The sequence below is a fragment of the Arthrobacter monumenti genome, from assembly GCF_054511255.1.
This window is the reverse complement of record NZ_JBTNCY010000007.1, coordinates 224,096-241,043: the sequence shown is the minus strand read 5'-3', so window position 1 is coordinate 241,043 and position 16,948 is coordinate 224,096. Positions and strand designations below refer to the sequence as shown.

Genomic DNA, 16,948 nt, shown 5'->3' with positions numbered 1-16,948 from the left:
AGCCGTGAGGAATGACGCCGACACCATTGTCCTCCCTCCAATGGCCGCCCTGCCCGAGGTGACTTTTCCGCCGTCGTCAAATGTGCGGTGGATGGGCCGGACGATTACCCTTGTAGGGTGACTGAACTCGCTCCTGCCCACCGGCCTGTCCTCGTTGTTGACTACGGCGCCCAGTACGCCCAGCTGATCGCCCGCCGGGTGCGCGAGGCCAACGTTTATTCCGAGATCGTTCCGCATACGTACTCGACGGAGCAGCTGCTCGCCAAGAACCCGGTGGCCATCATCCTTTCCGGTGGTCCGTCCAGCGTTTATGCTGACGATGCCCCGGGAATCCATGAGGACCTGCTCGACGCCGGTGTGCCCATGCTGGGCATCTGCTACGGCTTCCAGGCGATGGCGAACGCCCTCGGCGGAACCGTTGCCAAAACCGGTCTGCGTGAATACGGCTCGACCGACATCAGCGGCGTCGGCGAGAGTCGCTCCATCCTGGCCGGGACGCCGAGCCAGCAAAAAGTGTGGATGAGCCACGGTGACAGTGTCGAGCAGGCACCGGACGGATTCGAGGTCCTCGCCAGCACCGGCAGCGCACCGGTCGCCGCGTTCGCCAACGAGGCCCGTGCCCTGTTCGGCGTGCAGTGGCATCCAGAGGTCAACCACACCGATTTCGGTCAGAAAGTCCTCGAAAACTTCCTCTTCAACGGCGCCAAGCTGGAACCGAACTGGGACACCACCAACGTCATCGACGAGCAGGTCGAGGTGATCCGTAACCAGGTCGGCGACGCCCGCGTAATCTGCGGACTGTCCGGCGGTGTCGACTCCGCCGTGGCCGCAGCACTGGTGCAGAAGGCGGTGGGGGATCAGCTCACCTGCGTCTTCGTCGATCACGGTCTGCTGCGTGAAGGCGAAGCGGAACAGGTAGAGCGGGATTTCGTCGCGGCCACCGGCGTCAACCTCTACGTGGCACACGAAACCGACAGGTTCCTCGACGCGCTCGCCGGCGTTTCCGATCCGGAGCAGAAGCGTAAGATCATCGGCCGCGAGTTCATCCGGGCCTTCGAGAATGCCGAACGCGCCCTGGTAGCCGAAGCCGGTGCCGAAGGCCAGCCGATCAAGTTCCTCGTCCAGGGCACCCTGTATCCCGACGTCGTCGAATCCGGCGGGGGCGAAGGCGCGGCCAATATCAAGAGCCACCACAATGTCGGCGGACTGCCCGAGGACCTGCAGTTCGAGCTGGTTGAGCCGCTGCGGGCACTGTTCAAGGACGAAGTCCGTGCTGTTGGCGCCGAGCTCGGGCTGCCGCACGAAATTGTCGGACGCCAGCCCTTCCCCGGACCAGGCCTCGGGATCCGCATCATCGGCGAGGTCACGGAGGAGCGGCTGAATCTACTCCGCAAGGCCGACGCCATTGCGCGTGCGGAATTGACCGCGGCAGGACTTGACGACGCCGTGTGGCAGATGCCGGTCGTATTGTTGGCCGACGTCCGCAGCGTCGGCGTCCAGGGCGATGGCCGCACCTACGGTCACCCGATTGTGCTGCGTCCGGTCTCCAGTGAGGACGCCATGACCGCCGACTGGTCGCGTCTGCCGTACGACCTGCTGGCCAGGATCTCGAACCGCATTACCAACGAGGTCGATGGCGTCAACCGGGTCACGCTCGACGTCACCAGCAAACCACCGGGCACCATCGAATGGGAGTAGCAGCAACCGTCCCCGGCCTTTCCGGAGCCAATATGCTCCTTTTTCGGCCGTATACGTGTTGCGTTGACCCAATTCCGGGGAGGCAGCAGATAGCCTCAAGAGCATGCCACTTTGGTCGAAAACGTCGCGCATGAGTGCAGAAGAGAGGGCACCTGTGCCAACGCAGGAAAGCCATGAGTTGGATACCGAGACCGATGCGTTGTACGCATGGCTCGAGCAGCTGGGCCCCTTTGCGGGGGCGCAAACCATGCTGCGCTTCCGCCCTGCCCCGGGCGGCACCATTGACCTGACGCATGCCCACCCGTCCGGTCTGGCCCAGTTGCTGGCTGGACGCCGGACGCGTTTGTCGACCCTGATCCGGGACCAGGACCAGTACTCCATCGCTCTGGCGGCGGCACGCACCCTTCGCGCCAAGATTTTCGAGCTTGGTTCCGACCGCGGGCTCGACGCTGGTTATCTCGCTGCCGGCACCGCATCGTGGCGTTCACCGGCGGCGGGGGTAGCCGAACAGCTCACCGCACCGGTCCTGCTCACAGCCGTGTCGCTGACCGGGCGGCCCGGCCAGGACGACTACGAACTGCAGGTCACCGAACAGGCGCGGCTCAATCCGGCGCTGGTCCGTTTCCTGGCCCGCGAGTACGAAATAGAACTCGACGTCCCGGCCATTGAACGGATGGCCTACAGCACTGCCCGCTTCGATCCTTACCCCGTCCTCGACCGGCTGCGGACATTGACTGGCGGTATTGGTGGCATGGTTGTCGAACACCACCTGCTCGTCTCCACGTTCGCTGACCTTGAAGAGCACATGTACGACGGCGCCATCTCACCGGACAGTCGTGTGATCAGCGCTTTGGTTGAGGAGGCCCGCAAAGGCAGCGCCGCCCCGGTGTCGACACCGCCTGAACGCTTTACTCCCATTGACGAGCGGAACCCGGCCGACGAGCTGCTGCTGCTGGATGCCGATTCGTCCCAGCAGGAGGTGCTCGATCTCATCAATGCAGGCACCTCCCTTGCTGTCGACGCCCCTCCTGGCACCGGACAGACGCAGACGGCTGTCAACGCCGTCGCGGCCCTCGCCGCCGAAGGGAAAAGAGTCCTCGTCGTCGCCGAACGACGCAATACGATCAACGATTTCATCAACCGGCTCGACGAGATGCAGCTTGGCTCGTTGGTCCTGCAGCTGAACACCGGCGTCGACGGCGACCGCCTCAAGGAACAACTGGTCCGGGCCATCGTACGCAATGAGAGGTCCGCCGAACCTCAGCTGCGGAACCTGCACCAGACCCTTATGGAGCACCGCCACGCGCTGCAGGATCACGTGAGTTCGCTGCACAATGTTCGCCAGCGCTGGGGCTGTTCCCCGTACCAGGCTATGCAGTCGCTGGCGAAACTCACTTCGATCCAGCCCGCTCCGGCCACCACCGTACGGCTCAAGCGCAGTGTCCTCGACAGCATCACCGACCGCGCGGAGCTGACGAACCGACTGCGGCGCGCGGCCGAGCTCGACAGCTTCAGCAAGGCTCGTTGGCAGAGCCCGTGGTACGGGGCGCGGCTGGTGAACCGGCAGGAAACCGAGGAAGCCTACGAGCTCGCCGTTGAGCTGGCCGGCGATCTTCCTCAGCTGCACAGCAAGATGGTCACCATGGCCGACTTCTCGCAGATCTCGCTGGGCGCATCGTTCGAGGAGTGGGGCCGGCAGCTGGATCTGTTGGTCTCGATCCGCGCCAGCCTGGACAAGTTCACCCCCGATATTTTCGACCGCCCGGTCACGGACCTGATTTCAGCGACGGCTCCCTCTGCGTGGCGCCGCGAACACAATGTCGACATGACGTCGATGACGCGCTCCCGGCTGCGCCGCGTCGCCAAGGAATACATCCGTCCCGGTGTTCATATCTCGGACCTGCATGGGTCGCTGCTCGACGTCCAGCGCCAGCACAGTGCCTGGAACGAGTACGCCACCAGCCAACGGCATCCCTCAATCCCCTCCGGACTGGCAGAGATCAACGAGTACTACCGCGGAGTGCATAAGAAACTCAACGCCCTCGGCGCGACCTTGGTCGATACCGACGCCGGTGGTGACCTGAGATCCCTCCCGTACGCCACGCTGCTGGAGCGCCTGAGGATGCTGGCTGCGGACAAGCAGACGCTTGTGTCCCTGCCGGAACGGACGTTGCTGCTGGAGAACATGCGCGAGCATGGTTTGGCGGAACTGCTCGACGATTTGGCAGAGCGGGAAGTCGGGCCCGAGCAGGTCGGGTCCGAATTGGAACTGGCCTGGTGGCAGTCCGCACTCGAGGCCATGATCAGCGGTGATGACTATCTGGCCATGTCCGACGGTGAAAGCCTGCGCCGCCTGGAGGCGGAGTACCGGCTGGCCGATAAGGCCCACATCGCCTCAGGTGCTTCCCGGCTTCGCTGGGAGCTTTCCCGGCGCTGGCGCAATGGTGTGGCCCACCATGCGGGAGAAGCACATTCGCTGCGGGAGTTGATCAAGGGTGGAGATCCGACAGTGGCCGGCCTGGGACATGAATCCCGGCAGCTGGTGCAGTCGCTTCTTCCCATCTGGACTGCCAGCCCGCTGGTGCTGCCGTCGCTGCTGGAAGACTCACAGCAGTTCGACACCGTCATCATCCTCGACGCTGAATCCACTTCGCTGCAATCAGCGCTGCCCGCGATCGGCCGCGCTGAACAGGTGATCGCCTTCGGCGACGACCGGCTGGGAGCACCCAGGCGGTTCTCGGTGAGAGTAGAATCGGCTGCTGCGGACGGCGACGACGAAAACAAACCGCTGACCAGTGCCGCCAGTGCGCTGGGGCGCGTCCTGCCGCAACGGACGCTGACGGTGACGTACCGGAGTGTCGACGAGGATCTGGTGCAGCATCTGAGCCAGTCCTTCTACGATGGAATGCTGTCACGCCTTCCGGACGGTCATGCCGCTGCCGGTGCCAGACGTTCCCTGGTCGTTGAGTACCTGCCCGATGGCACGGGAATGCCAAGCGCCGGCCAGGATGCCGTCGAAAGCGTCGTTGCTGAAGTGAACCGGGTAGTCGACCTGGTCTTTGAACACGCCCGGCGGCAGCCGCGGCAGTCGCTTGCTGTCATTACGGCGAGCAAGCGGCACGCCGGACGCGTTGCCGAGGCGATCCGGATGCAGATGCCCAATTACCCGGCCCTGGCGGATTTCTTCAATCCCGGCGCAGAATCGTTCCGGGTTGTTCCCCTCGAGCGTGCCTCGGGACTGGTGCGCGACAGCGTCATTTTCTCGCTCGGCTTCGGCCGTACACCGCATGGTCGGGCACTGCACAGTTTCGGACCGCTGTCGGGGCCCTCCGGCAGTGGAAGGTTCATCACTGCGATGACCCGTGCCCGTTCCAACCTGCATATCCTGACGTGCTTCAAGCCGCAGGATCTGGACCCTTCCCGGCTCAGCCACGGTGCGCTCGACTTCTACGAGCTGATCAACCGCGAACTGGGCGGGTCGGCAACGGTGTCGTCGAATACGGCCACTGCAGCTGAAGGCGGCCAGGCGCGGGATCTGGCCGATGATCCGCTGGTCGCCGATCTGGTGGACCGGCTCCGTAACCGCGGTGCCAACGTTTGGCACCATTACGACGGCGAGATCGATATTGTTGCTGCCGCCGATCCGCTGCAACTGCCCGTCTCACCTGGCCGGGACACCGACTTGCCCAGGCCGGTCGCAATTGAATCGGACGGTACGGAAAAGTACGGACAGATGAGCGTACGCGAACGCAGCCGGCTCCGTCCGCAGATGCTTGAGCGCCTCGGCTGGCGGTATATGCCGTTGTGGACGATCGAGGTCTTTACCGATCCTGTGGCTTGTACGGACCTGATCGGCGCCCACCTCGGTTTGGACGCTCCCAGCGACAACGCAGGCAGCGATTGGTGGGACGAAGCTACTTCCGGGCTGGAGGATGGGAGCGACATGGAAAACGAAGTGGAATGGCCGCTGACTGACGGCGCCGAAGAAGGAAGTGACGCTGTCGCTGCTTCGAACGGAACGCAGCAGGATGCCGGCGAAGGCACGGAGGCCACGACCGGGAACTACCGTGATAGTGGCCGGGTGCTTCCGAACAAGGCAGCAGAAGACCAGGACGGGTCCTGGGGCGGAAGTGAAGGGTCCGACCACGACCAATGGCTCCGGGAGCAGAAACCGCCGCACTGGGGGTAACGGGACCGGGGATCGAAAGCTGCATCAGCGGACGCCCGGCACGCAACTACCCGGTGCCAGTAGGCCCGACCATGACGAGAGACACTTTGCCGCGGGCGGACGCTCCCGCCAGTGATTTCGCCTGACCGGGTGCCGCAGCAATGACGACCAGCCCTTCAGCTTCGCTGGTGCCCAGCCAACCTCCACCGCCGCCGGTACTGCTGCTTTGGGCAGCACTGCCTGCGGCCGATGTCCAGAGAACCACAACATCCTCGGCGGCTACTTCACTCTCTATGGCCCGTTCGTATCCATTGCCGGTGCTGACGACAACATTGACGCGCTCTCCCGGCCGGACCAGCTTGACGGTGCCCGGGTCCGTGACGCGCAGCGGAACCGCCACTGTTCCCGGCGGTGCACCGATCAGCAGACCGGGCCCCAGCAAGGCCGCATCGGTCAGGATTTCGCCGCTGCGGACCGGCGCTCCCAGCTGTTTCCCTATGAGTTGCTCGACTGAACTGTAGGCGGAGCCGGGCGCTATTCCAGGCGGAACATCGGCAAGGGTCAGGGCCGAGGGCCGCAGCACCTGCCCGGCGGCCAGATCACTTCCGGCGACCACAACTTTGACCCGGGCAGCATCGGCTGGCGTCAGTTGGTGGACAGCGAGACCCGCGGCACAACAAAACAGCAGCGCGGCGAGCAGGCGCCGGTTACGGATGATCCAGCGGGGAACGGCCCCTGACGGCTGGCCTGTCGAGGTCCGCCGTGGGCGCCGGGATGTACTTGTACGTCGGAACATGCCTCCACGCTAGGCACCCCGCCTTCAAGGGTGAACGGCACGGGCGGGGAATGTGGACACTCCGCGGCCGGCGCGATCCTGTGGAGGACTAGTGGGCGCTTAGTTCGAGGCGGACTTGGCGGAACCTGCTCCGGCACCAACCGGCGTCGACGAAGAGTTGGAGGAGCTGGAGTCTCCACTGCCGGAGGTGCTTGATCCGGAACTGGAATCAGCCGGCTTGGAGCCGTTGCTTCCGGCGTCCGTGGACGAGTTGCCATTGGCGGAACCGGAATCCTTCTTTGCCGCCGACGTCGACGTTTTCGCATCGCGTGAATCGTTGCGGTAGAAGCCCGAGCCCTTGAAGACGACACCGACGCTGTTGAACTTTTTGCGCAGCGAGCCGTCGCATTCAGGGCAGGAGGTCAGCGAATCCTCGCTAAAGGACTGATGGATGTCGAACGCGTGATCGCAGTCCTTGCAGGCGTAGGCATAGGTAGGCACGGTACTTCCTTCACGTCTGGGCGGCAGTCTTCAAGCACCGCACACCAACAACAGTGGCGGGAACTTCGAGTGGGGACAGAAGTCCCGCATTGGCACTCTCGGTTTCCGAGTGCTAATTCTACACTGTTTTCGTGGTGCTTTCGTGCCACCGGACCGGGGTAAAGACACCATCAACCGGGATATCCAGCGACGTATGGTCGAATGCACCGGACCCCAGGAGCTCGTGATCATAAACGACGGCGGCAGTGAGCGGCTTCCGCTGGACCTGCGACAAGGAGGCAAGGAACCTGTCGTAGTAACCTCCGCCTTGACCCAGCCGATTTCCTGCAGTGTCGGCCGCCAGCGCGGGCAGGAGGACGACGTCGACATCCTCCATGATCTGTACCGTTTTCCGTTCGCCCACAGGCTCCAGCACCGGCGCAAGACTGCTCCGCACCAGCTCGGTTCCCGGGGTCCATCGGATCCAGGCGAGTTGGTACTGCGGTTCGCAGACAGGCAACAACACGGAATGTCCGGCAGCTTCGAGCCGGTCGAGCAGAACATCAGTGGAGAGCTCGACGCCGACACCCAGATACGCTGCAACGGTGACGTGGCCGCCGTCGTACTTTTGATCGAGCCAGTCGAGAACCTGTTCCGCCAGCGAAACCGCGGCCGCTTGCCTGTCGTCCGCGGACATTGACCGGCGCCGTTCGCGAAGCCGCCGCCGGGAGTCCTGCTTGGTACTTTTGGTATCCGTCATCTTTTCCCCATCCATGAAGCGGCTTAGTGCGTTCGATTCTCCTTGGGTTAGCCTAGACAAATGAGCACAGAATCGTCAGCCGCAGATGCTTCACCAATCCATGCGCCGGGCCAGCACAACGTCCGCAAGGCCGTGATTCCCGCCGCAGGGCTGGGAACACGCTTCCTTCCCGCCACCAAGGCAATGCCGAAGGAAATGTTGCCCGTGGTGGATAAACCCGCCATCCAGTATGTCGTCGAAGAGGCTGTACGGGCCGGGCTCGAAAACGTTCTGATGATTACCGGGCGGAATAAGCGCCCGCTTGAGGACCACTTCGACCGCGTGCCGCTGCTGGAGCAGACCCTGGAGCAGAAGGGCGACACCGAACGTCTGGCTGCCGTCCGGGAAGCGTCCGAACTGGCGGACATCCACTATCTGCGCCAGGGCGATGCCAAGGGACTGGGCCACGCTGTACTGCGTGGAAAGCTCTATGTGGGCGACGAACCGTTCGCGGTCCTGCTGGGTGACGACCTCATCGACGAACGCGACGAACTGCTCAGCCGCATGATCGAAGTCCAGGCCAAAACGGGCGGGTCCGTCGTCGCACTGATCGAGGTCGATCCCTCGGAGGTCAGCTCCTACGGTTGCGCCGACATCTCAGTCATTGACGGCGAGGACTACGTCCGGATCAACGAGCTCGTGGAGAAGCCTGCACCGGCCGATGCACCCTCTAACCTGGCCATTATCGGCCGCTATGTCCTGCACCAGTCGGTTTTTGATGTGCTTGAAAAGACAGGGCCGGGCCGTGGTGGGGAAATTCAGCTGACGGACGCGTTGCAGACCCTTGCGACTTCCGAGGGCGAGGGTGCCGGAGTCTACGGCGTTGTCTTCCGTGGCAACCGTTATGACACCGGCGACAAACTCAGCTACCTTAAAGCAGTGGTGAAACTGGCTTCCGAGCGTGAAGACCTGGGACCGGACCTGCGGGCCTGGCTCAAGGAATTTACCGACTCGGGGGCCTAGAAAAGCCTTCGGCATGCGCGGGACAAGCCGCTGGCCGGTTACGCTGACCAGCGGAGACCTGAGTCTGCGGCCCATCCGCTACCGAGACCAGCGGCAATGGGACGACGTGCGCCGCCGAAATGCCGCATGGTTGACGCCCTGGGAGGCGTCCAACCCGGCGCCCGGTGGCTATCTACCCACATTCACCGAGCTGGTTCGTTATCTGCATCAGCAAGCCCGTTCAGGAGTGGCGCTACCGTTCATCATCACAGAACGGCGGCCGGAACACAGCAAGCCCATGTTGATTGGCCAGCTCACCGTCTCCACGATCGTGTGGGGATCGGCCATGACGGCGACGCTGGGGTACTGGGTGGACCGGGACCGTGCCGGCAGGGGAGTGGCGCCAACCGCCGTCGCCCTGGCCACTGACCACTGTTTCAACGTCCTGGGGCTGCATCGGATGGAAGTGAATATCCGTCCCGAAAACAAAGCCAGTCTCCGGGTGGTTGAAAAACTCGGGTTCCGTGACGAAGGGATGCGGGTGAATTATCTGCATATCAACGGCAGCTGGGCAGACCACCGCAGCTTCGCACTGACATCTGAGGAAGTACCCCCGGAAGGCCTGCTCAACCGCTGGCTCACTCCGGGTGCCGTGCAGTAGGAATCTAACAAGATTCCAACAATCCAGCCTCAGTATTCCGACACACCGGCACTAATACCGCCAACGGAATGTTTCAGCTTCTACGGTTTTGTACGTGGACATCTCACTTAACAGCTCAGCGATCCTTGTGGTCATTGTGGGGCTCTGGCTGGTGTGGGTCGTCCCGTATTTTCTGCGGCGCCAGGAGAGTCCAACGATGCAGGATTTGGCCCTCGCCCAGGCAATGCCCGCGGTCACGTCACCCTCTCTAACGGAGGACTCCAGTTCTCAGGGGAACATCATGGAAAATACTTCAAATCCCACACCTTCCGCCAAGCCGGCAGCGGCCAGCCCAAAGGCGCAAAGCGCCAGCCGCAACGACGCCGGGAGCAGCGCCAGTGCGAAGCCTGCGGGCGCCACGGGCGCACGCCTCCCGGTGGAACGCCCGGGAAGCCAGGTTGCTGGCAAGGCCCCGGCTCCTGCCTTCAAGATCCGCTACGGCCGTACGGCACTGGCCGTTGCAGGACTGGCGGCACTGTTGACTGCGGTTATCGCCGGCGCCCTGAGCCTGGCCGGTATCGCACCTGCTTATCTGCCGATCGTGTCCTTCCTGGTTGCCGTTACCAGTGTCGCTGCCCTGAGGACCTTGGCCATACGCGACCGGAGCAAGCGATCTGCCCGCCGGGTGGATAACGCGTTCCGTGCGGCGATGAACCCCGGAACGACCGCCGCACATGCCGTGCCTGCGGCCAAACCGGGCGCGGCCGGTCCGGCCCAGCAGCAGGCCGCCACGAAGGCCGCCGCACCGAAGCGCGATACTAAACTTTTTGACGCCGAGAGCGTCAACGGTGAGGCCGGAGAGGGTAAAGCCGTCGCCAATAGCAGCACGAGCGAAGCCAAGACCGGTCAGGCCGCGCTCACGGCCGAAGACCTCCGTAAGGCGGCTTTAGAAGTCGCCGCAGAGTCCGGTGAAACACCGGCTGAAGGGCCCAAGCCAGCTGAAGAACCGAAGCCGACGTGGCAGCCGGTTGAGCTTCCCAAACCCAAGTACGTTGAGTCCGCCAAGGCAGAACGCCCGGTCCCGGAGCCGCTGGACCTGCCGGCAGAGCCGAAGCCGGAGGGCAAGCCGTCCATCAAATCCGGAGCCGTGGCCCCCAAGGTTGAGGTCAAGGTCAGCCAGGACAAGACGACTGATGGTGAGAACGCGTCATCGAAGCAGAGCACGACATCCAAAACGGAGGGCGCCAAGCCGGGCACCGGGCTGAATAACCTGGACGACGTCCTGCAGCGCCGTCGGGCCTAGCCGCCGCGTTAGAAAGTTCCCACCGGCCACATAAGGGCCGGATAGCATAGCCTGATGCAGATACACCCTGACCCGCGCCGATACAGCAATAGGGCGCTGGCCATCACGGGTGGTTCCTTTCTCGCCGCGTTCGGGGTGCTCGCCCTGATGGCAGCGCTTGGCAGCGGACCTGCGGTATTCCAGCCAGTTGATGCTGCTTGGTATGGCTTTATCCAGGAGCATCGGAACCAGTTTTTGCTTCAGCTGTCACAGTTGCTGGATTGGGTCGGCTACGACGGAATCTTCATCTTTCAGGGTGCGGTTTTCGTGCTGTTGCTGAAAAACCACCTGCAGTGTGCCTTGTTCGCGGCCTCCGCCACCATCAGCGTGTTGTTCATGAGCAGATTGATGAAGTTCATCGTCGACCGTGCCCGGCCGGAGGGGCAATTGGCCAGTACGCACACTCCAGCCTTCCCTTCCGGCCACACCACGGCGACTGTTGCCGCCGTCGTTGCGGCGGGTTTCATCTTTGCCCGGGTGTGGATCTGGGTGCTCGGCGCGTGCCTGATTGTACTGGTGATGTTCAGCCGGACGTACTTGCAGGTGCATTGGCTGTTCGACACGGTGGCCGGGCTGTTGCTTGCCGCGGGCATCGTCGCCCTGCTGTGGGTGTGGTTCCAGACAAAGTGCGCTCCGGCTGATAGCAGCAGGCATGCGGTGGAACCCTCCGTTTGACCAAGTAGGCGAAACCTTGGCCGATAGACTTCGATCATGGAACGCATATTGGTGGCCGGTGGTACCGGTTTGGCCGGTCGGGACGTCGTTACTGAAGCATTGAAGCGCGGCTACCAGGTGCGGGTGCTGAGCAGGCGCATTCCAACACCGGATCAACCAGCCTTCCGCAACGGAGTTGAGTATGTCCGCGCGGACGTCGTCTCCGGAGAAGGGCTGAGCCAGGCGTTGGATGGCGTCGACGTCGTTATCGACACGCTCGACGGCAGGACCGGCAAAGCGCGTAAATTACTGCCCACTGGCGCGGCGAAACTGACAGCCACTGCCGCAGAGGCAGGCATTAAACGCGTGGTGCTGCTCTCGATCGTCAACGTTGATCAGGGGCCGCTGGCGTATTACCGCGCTAAGGCGGCCCAGGAGAGGGCCTACAGCAATTCCGCAGCACACACAGTCATCGTGCGCGCGGCGCAGTTCCACAATCTCGTGGCGGGGATGGCCTGCGCCGCTTCGAAGGCGCGCTTGTTCATCTCCCTCCGCGGGGTCTCCTTCCAGCCAATTGCCACGACCGACGTCGCGCGGGCGCTGCTGGACTCGGCGACAGCTGCCGGGCTGCCCGATGGCGGCATGGTGACCGTCGGAGGACCTGAAGTCATCCCGGCGCGGGAGGTCGCCGAGGTCTGCAGGAACCATGCTGGCGGGAAGGGACGGATCATTACCGTTCCGGTGCCCGGGCGGGTCGGCCGGTTCTTCCGGGAAGGGCGGATGCTGACACCGGGCAACTCGTTTGGGACGGTGACGTTCAAGGAGTGGCTGGAACTTCGGCAGGCTCCCAACGAAGCAAATCGCCCGGCTGACAGTTGAGCGTTTCACACAGCGCCTCCAGCGTGGTGAACCGAATTGCCTTGGCACGGCCGTTCTTGAGCACTGCCAAGTTGGCGGGTGTAATCCCAACGCGTTCGGCCAGCACGCCAACCGGCATCTTGCGCTTGGCCAGCATTACGTCGATGTCAATGATGATCGGCATTAGATCACCTCGTCGAGTTCGGTCCGCAAATGGTTCGCCTCGGCATCGCGGTCAACTGCTTTGGAGAGCAGGGTCCGAAGCACGAGGACAATCAGCGCCATCCCCGCAATCAACAGGGAGGCCCCGCAGATCAGCAGGACAATGCCAGGGGCGGTCCCGCCGGGTGCGAGTGCAACGGCAAGACCGAACATGATTGCTGAAGCGGCCGCTACGGCACCGAAGATGATGTCCACGTAGCGGAAGGCGCCGTGTGAAAACACCGTTCCCCGGCGAACCATGGTCAGCAGCCGCCAGACACATACCAAAGTGATCTGGACGGTCACGATGCCCAGCAGCACGAGAATGACGAGTGCCACGCTCAAACCGGTGGGCGCGCCGGCCTCCTCCAGATCGATAGCCAGCAGCGGCACAATCCATGTCTGTACAAAGAGCGAGCCGGCAAGCACCAGCGCGAGCACGATGCGCAGCGCGAGGATGGTCAGTTTTCCCATCAGGGACTCCTTCGATTGAATAACAGTTAAAAGATATCGATAATCGATAGGTCAAGCAATCGCATTATGTCCCGATGGATAGTCTGGTAACCGGTTCGCCCCGGAGAGATGTGGAATCTGTGCGGTGACTAACGGATGGTGCTTCTCAGTTGCCCCGAATTGGCTCGATCTCTTGTGCGAAATCATTCAATGTGGCCGCTACCGCCTCCGGATTGCTCAGCGCGGCGTAGTGTCCACCAGGAATTTCCACTGGTTCGATTCCCAGGCGGGTGCGGATCTGGTGCCTCATGAACGCTGCGGGAAAGAAGCGATCCTCCCGGCACAAAACCGCCCTCGTGGGGACGCATGGGTACCGATCCGCCGGCCACGCGCGCGACATCCATTCGCCCTGCTGATCCCGCCCGCGCTCACGTGCTTCGCGGGCGAGATGGTCAGGAACGCCATTGAAAAACGTCACGTCCTCATCGTCATCGATGGCCTCGCTGTCATGGCCGGTGTTCGTCCACCAGTCGCCGAAGGCCTCACCCGGCTGTGGGATCATCGCGGTGAGATAGACGAGGCCGTCCGCCTGAAGCTCTCCGCAGACCAACGGCGCCGTGAACCCTCCCAGCGAGTGACCGACCACGATCACGTCCGGGGCGTTTCCCACGGCCTCGGCCACGGTGCGGACATAGTCCTCCAGCCCTGCATTGTTGTCCTCAATCGGCAGGTCGACCGCGACCACATCGTGTCCCGAGCTCTTGAGTAGTGGGGAGACGAGATTCCAGTCCCAAGCGGTGGAACCGCCTCCATGTATCAGCACAAAAGTCGCCATGATTTCCGCTCCTTGGACAATGGAAGTGTGGGTGGCACCGCTTATGCAAGGGTAGACGGAGGCAGAAGCGAAAAGTCATCGGCCGATGTGCGCAAGGATCCGGACTGAACGGAAAGGACTCTATGTCCAACGCAGACACTGTGAAAGCCTTGTTCGAGGCCTACCTCGACCAAGACCGTGCCAGGGCCGAAGGCCTCGTGGCCGACATATTGGTCTTCACAAGTCCGCAAGACGACCATATCGACAGAGACGCCTACTTCGAGCGATGTTTCCCGACCGCGCACCGGCTGAGATCACAGCATCTCCTTCACGTCGTGGAGTTGAATGCAAGTACGGTGTTCATCGCCTACGAGTATGAATTGACGACCGGTGCGCGACACCGCAACACTGAGATCATCACGATCCAGGATGGAAAAGCTATCGAAATCCAAGTCTTCTTCGGCGGGCCCGTGTAAACAGTTATGTAATGTAAATGGATTACGGGGTGCTGGCTCAGTGCTCAGGAAGTTTCGAGGCGTGGGGATGCCTCCAGCAGGCGCTGGGTGTATGGGTGCTCGGGGGCGGTGAAGATCTGCTCCGAATCGGCCTGCTCGACGATCCGGCCGCGCTGCATCACGGCGACATGGTCGCTCATGTGCCTGACGACGCCTAGGTCGTGGGAGATGAACAGGTAGCTGAGGCCGAATTCGCGCTGCAGTTCGTCGAGAAGGTCCAGCACCTGCGCCTGGATCGAGACGTCCAGCGACGACGCCGGTTCGTCACACACAACAATCCGCGGTTCGGGTGCGAGGGCACGGGCGATCGCCACCCGCTGGCGTTGACCTCCTGAGAGGTTCAGGGGTCCGCGGGCGGCTATCGTGACAGGCAGGCCAACCATATCCAGCAGCCGGGCCGTTTCGGACCGGCGGGCGCCGGCGCGTACGGTGCGTCCGCCGCTGACGGCATCGGTGAGGATTTGTTCCACGGTCCTACGCGGATCGAAGGAGCTGAGCGGATCCTGGTAGACCGCACCAATCAGGGGCCGCCGCCGTCGTCGTTCCTTCTCGCTGATACCGCTCCACGGCTCGCCGAAAAGCCGCACATCGCCGCCATCGGGGGCTGCAAGGCCGAGTGCCAGACGCGCCACCGTTGTCTTGCCGGAACCTGATTCGCCGACCAGGCCCAGGGTACGGCCGGCGGAGAGGGTGAAGGAGACGTCGTCGACGGCGGTAAACGGGCCGTTGCTGGTGGAGAACCTTTTCGACAGGTTCGTGGCTTCCAAGACCGCTTCGCCGGCAGCAATCCTGTCGGGACGGGCCACCTCAGCGGCGGACACGCCTGTGCCCGTGGGCCCGGTTGGTTCCAGCCCCGGATCAGCCCTGGCAGCGCCGGCCTGCTCGTGGACGTGGAGTCTTTCTGCGGAGAGGCGCGAACCCCGGGGATGTCCGGACGGGACTGCCTTCAACAGCCGTTTGGTGTACTCATCCTGCGGGTCGCCGAGTACGGAGGCTGTTGGTCCCTGCTCGACGATGCGCCCGCCGTTCATGACCGCCACATGCTGGGCAACCCGGCTGACGACGGCGAGATCGTGACTGATCAGCAGGAGACCGGTACCGGCGTCCCGGAGCGATTCCAGCAGCTCGAGAACCTGCGCCTGGATGGTGGCGTCCAACGCTGTTGTGGGCTCGTCGGCGATGAGCAGGGGCGGGTTGAGCGCAATCGCCGAGGCGATCAACGCGCGTTGCCGCAATCCACCGGAAAGTTCGCCGGAACGCTGGCCAGCGCGGAGCGCAGGATCGTCCATGCCGACGTCGTGCAGCAGTTCGAGGACGCGTGCCTGTCGGTCGTTCCGGCTCAAGTTGGTCCGCAACCGTAAAGCGTCGTCAATTTCGCGGCCGACGGTGCGCAACGGGTCGAGGGAGACCAGCGCATCCTGCAGGACGAAGCCGATATCCTTGCCGCGGACGGTGCGCCACTGACGCGGGTTCAGGTCCTTCAGGTTCCGGTCACCCAGTGCCATGGCGCCGGCGCTGACGTGAGCAGAGCCGCCCGCCAAGCCCATCAGGGCCCGCGCGGTGACGCTCTTGCCGGAGCCGGATTCGCCGACCAGGGCCAGGCATTCCCCGGCGGCGATGGAGAAGGAGACGTCGCTGACCACCGGACCGGCACCGAATCCCACCGTCAGGTCTTCGACCTGCAAGAGGACATCATCGCCGGTGCGCGGATTGACCCCCGGCTGCCCGTCGTCGTCGTTGTTCCGCCAAAAACCGCCCATTAGCGCACCGTCCTGCGCTGCAGCCCGCGGCCGAGAACGGTGCTGGCGGCGGCGGTGAAAACGATGAACAGGCCCGGGAAGAACGTCATCCACCACGCGGTGGTCAGATACGTCCGCCCGGCGGCGAGCATCGCGCCCCACTCAGCGGCAGGCGGCGGCTCACCCAGTCCCAAAAAGCTCAGCGAAGCGGCCCACACCACTGCCTGCCCCAGTCCCAGAGTGGCGATCACGAACACCGGCGACAATGCATTGGGTAGCAAATGGCGGCGAACTACCTGCCAGCGGGTCCGGCCGAGGACGACGGCGGCTTCGACCATGCCGGAGCCGCGGACCTGGATGATTTGGCCGCGGATAATCCGCGCGTAACCGGGCGCCGTCGAGAGGCCGACCGCGACCGTGGAGGTGACGACGCCGGGTCCGGCGATGGCGATGAAGACCAGCGCGAGCAGCAGACCGGGCAGGGCAAACAGGACTTCCAGCAGCCGCCCGACACCGAAGTCCAGTACGCGCCCGCCGAGTCCCGCCAGCGAGCCCAACGCCAGGGCCAGTCCGACGCCGATCGCCGTCGCCGCCGCCCCAATCAGCAGCGAGGGCCGGGCCCCGAAGATCACCCTGGAGTAGATGTCGCGGCCGGATTCGTCAGTGCCGAACCAGTGCTCCAGTGATGGTCCCTGGAACGCGTCCGGAGGATTGATCGCGAGCGGATTGTACGGAGCCAGCAAGGCGGGAAACGCCACGGCAGCCAGCAGGAAAAGTACGACGGCGCCGGCCAGCATCTCCGGGACCGTCACCTTCAGGCGTGTGTGGGCAGCGGGGCCGGGGACCCGGCGTCGAAAATTGGCCATGATG

At 63.5% G+C, this 16,948-nt stretch carries 16 protein-coding genes; 8 read left to right on the top strand and 8 right to left on the bottom strand.

The genetic code is table 11. From position 1 onward, the window contains the following. Positions 1-117: 117 nt before the first annotated feature. Both guaA and ACX80B_RS12495 read left to right on the top strand, forming a co-directional pair. On the top strand, positions 118-1,698 hold the full coding sequence (guaA, locus tag ACX80B_RS12500; RefSeq protein ID WP_459296570.1) for a glutamine-hydrolyzing GMP synthase: 1,581 nt from the start codon (positions 118-120) through the stop codon (positions 1,696-1,698). A gap of 130 nt (positions 1,699-1,828) precedes the next feature. Beyond that, entirely contained in the window at positions 1,829-5,887 is a 4,059-nt protein-coding gene (locus ACX80B_RS12495; protein WP_459296568.1) for a DUF4011 domain-containing protein, read from the top strand. Positions 5,888-5,933: 46 nt separating this feature from the next. On the opposite strand, the gene cpaB is transcribed toward ACX80B_RS12495, so the two are convergent. From cpaB to ACX80B_RS12480, 3 genes are all read right to left on the bottom strand, one after another. Then, positions 5,934-6,662 (bottom strand): Flp pilus assembly protein CpaB, encoded by a 729-nt coding sequence (gene cpaB / locus ACX80B_RS12490; RefSeq protein WP_459296566.1) that lies wholly within the window; start codon positions 6,660-6,662, stop codon positions 5,934-5,936. Positions 6,663-6,761: 99 nt separating this feature from the next. Next, positions 6,762-7,142, bottom strand: coding sequence for an FmdB family zinc ribbon protein (locus ACX80B_RS12485; protein ID WP_459296564.1), 381 nt, complete (start codon positions 7,140-7,142; stop codon positions 6,762-6,764). Between the two features lie 118 nt (positions 7,143-7,260). Next, on the bottom strand, positions 7,261-7,881 hold the full coding sequence (locus ACX80B_RS12480; protein ID WP_459296562.1) for a 5-formyltetrahydrofolate cyclo-ligase: 621 nt from the start codon (positions 7,879-7,881) through the stop codon (positions 7,261-7,263). Between the two features lie 60 nt (positions 7,882-7,941). On the opposite strand from ACX80B_RS12480, the gene galU reads away from it, so the two are divergent. From galU to ACX80B_RS12455, 5 genes are all read left to right on the top strand, one after another. Further along, positions 7,942-8,883 carry a UTP--glucose-1-phosphate uridylyltransferase GalU gene (gene galU / locus ACX80B_RS12475; protein WP_459296560.1) on the top strand — a complete coding sequence of 314 codons (942 nt, stop codon included), beginning with the start codon at positions 7,942-7,944 and terminating at the stop codon, positions 8,881-8,883. 13 nt (positions 8,884-8,896) lie between these two features. After that, positions 8,897-9,523: a GNAT family N-acetyltransferase gene (locus tag ACX80B_RS12470; protein ID WP_459296558.1), complete on the top strand. Its 627-nt coding sequence runs from the start codon at positions 8,897-8,899 to the stop codon at positions 9,521-9,523. Positions 9,524-9,617: 94 nt separating this feature from the next. After that, complete coding sequence (locus ACX80B_RS12465; RefSeq protein WP_459296556.1) at positions 9,618-10,805, top strand: hypothetical protein; 1,188 nt, start codon at positions 9,618-9,620, stop codon at positions 10,803-10,805. Between the two features lie 54 nt (positions 10,806-10,859). Beyond that, a complete protein-coding gene (locus tag ACX80B_RS12460; RefSeq protein ID WP_459296554.1) occupies positions 10,860-11,519 on the top strand; it encodes a phosphatase PAP2 family protein in 660 nt (219 codons plus the stop codon). 36 nt (positions 11,520-11,555) lie between these two features. Next, positions 11,556-12,377: an SDR family oxidoreductase gene (locus ACX80B_RS12455; protein WP_459296552.1), complete on the top strand. Its 822-nt coding sequence runs from the start codon at positions 11,556-11,558 to the stop codon at positions 12,375-12,377. Here the strand turns inward: ACX80B_RS12455 and ACX80B_RS12450 are convergent. The 3 genes from ACX80B_RS12450 to ACX80B_RS12440 form a co-directional block, all read right to left on the bottom strand. Continuing rightward, complete coding sequence (locus ACX80B_RS12450) at positions 12,316-12,540, bottom strand: helix-turn-helix domain-containing protein (RefSeq protein WP_459296550.1); 225 nt, start codon at positions 12,538-12,540, stop codon at positions 12,316-12,318. The two genes, ACX80B_RS12455 and ACX80B_RS12450, sit on opposite strands and share 62 nt — an antisense overlap. Next, positions 12,540-13,031 (bottom strand): DUF2975 domain-containing protein, encoded by a 492-nt coding sequence (locus tag ACX80B_RS12445; RefSeq protein WP_459296548.1) that lies wholly within the window; start codon positions 13,029-13,031, stop codon positions 12,540-12,542. Before ACX80B_RS12445 ends, ACX80B_RS12450 begins: the two co-directional genes overlap by 1 nt. A 145-nt stretch (positions 13,032-13,176) precedes the next feature. Next, complete coding sequence (locus tag ACX80B_RS12440; protein WP_459296546.1) at positions 13,177-13,845, bottom strand: alpha/beta fold hydrolase; 669 nt, start codon at positions 13,843-13,845, stop codon at positions 13,177-13,179. Between the two features lie 122 nt (positions 13,846-13,967). Here ACX80B_RS12440 and ACX80B_RS12435 point away from each other — a divergent pair, with 122 nt between their 5' ends. Further along, on the top strand, positions 13,968-14,300 hold the full coding sequence (locus ACX80B_RS12435; RefSeq protein ID WP_459296544.1) for a hypothetical protein: 333 nt from the start codon (positions 13,968-13,970) through the stop codon (positions 14,298-14,300). Between the two features lie 44 nt (positions 14,301-14,344). On the opposite strand, the gene ACX80B_RS12430 is transcribed toward ACX80B_RS12435, so the two are convergent. Both ACX80B_RS12430 and ACX80B_RS12425 read right to left on the bottom strand, forming a co-directional pair. Beyond that, positions 14,345-16,099, bottom strand: coding sequence for a dipeptide ABC transporter ATP-binding protein (locus tag ACX80B_RS12430; protein ID WP_459296542.1), 1,755 nt, complete (start codon positions 16,097-16,099; stop codon positions 14,345-14,347). After that, positions 16,099-16,944, bottom strand: a complete 846-nt coding sequence (locus tag ACX80B_RS12425) for an ABC transporter permease (RefSeq protein ID WP_459296747.1) — start codon at positions 16,942-16,944, stop codon at positions 16,099-16,101. Before ACX80B_RS12425 ends, ACX80B_RS12430 begins: the two co-directional genes overlap by 1 nt. Positions 16,945-16,948 lie beyond the last annotated feature (4 nt).

Coding starts and splice junctions, on each gene's coding strand:
- ACX80B_RS12430 (WP_459296542.1), bottom strand. CDS start 16,099: ATGGGCGGTTTTTGGCGGAACAACGACGACGACGGGCAGCCGGGGGTC.
- ACX80B_RS12440 (WP_459296546.1), bottom strand. CDS start 13,845: ATGGCGACTTTTGTGCTGATACATGGAGGCGGTTCCACCGCTTGGGAC.
- ACX80B_RS12455 (WP_459296552.1), top strand. CDS start 11,556: ATGGAACGCATATTGGTGGCCGGTGGTACCGGTTTGGCCGGTCGGGAC.
- ACX80B_RS12470 (WP_459296558.1), top strand. CDS start 8,897: ATGCGCGGGACAAGCCGCTGGCCGGTTACGCTGACCAGCGGAGACCTG.
- ACX80B_RS12435 (WP_459296544.1), top strand. CDS start 13,968: ATGTCCAACGCAGACACTGTGAAAGCCTTGTTCGAGGCCTACCTCGAC.
- ACX80B_RS12460 (WP_459296554.1), top strand. CDS start 10,860: ATGCAGATACACCCTGACCCGCGCCGATACAGCAATAGGGCGCTGGCC.
- cpaB (WP_459296566.1), bottom strand. CDS start 6,662: ATGTTCCGACGTACAAGTACATCCCGGCGCCCACGGCGGACCTCGACA.
- ACX80B_RS12450 (WP_459296550.1), bottom strand. CDS start 12,540: ATGCCGATCATCATTGACATCGACGTAATGCTGGCCAAGCGCAAGATG.
- ACX80B_RS12480 (WP_459296562.1), bottom strand. CDS start 7,881: ATGACGGATACCAAAAGTACCAAGCAGGACTCCCGGCGGCGGCTTCGC.
- ACX80B_RS12445 (WP_459296548.1), bottom strand. CDS start 13,031: ATGGGAAAACTGACCATCCTCGCGCTGCGCATCGTGCTCGCGCTGGTG.
- ACX80B_RS12425 (WP_459296747.1), bottom strand. CDS start 16,944: ATGGCCAATTTTCGACGCCGGGTCCCCGGCCCCGCTGCCCACACACGC.
- galU (WP_459296560.1), top strand. CDS start 7,942: ATGAGCACAGAATCGTCAGCCGCAGATGCTTCACCAATCCATGCGCCG.
- ACX80B_RS12495 (WP_459296568.1), top strand. CDS start 1,829: ATGAGTGCAGAAGAGAGGGCACCTGTGCCAACGCAGGAAAGCCATGAG.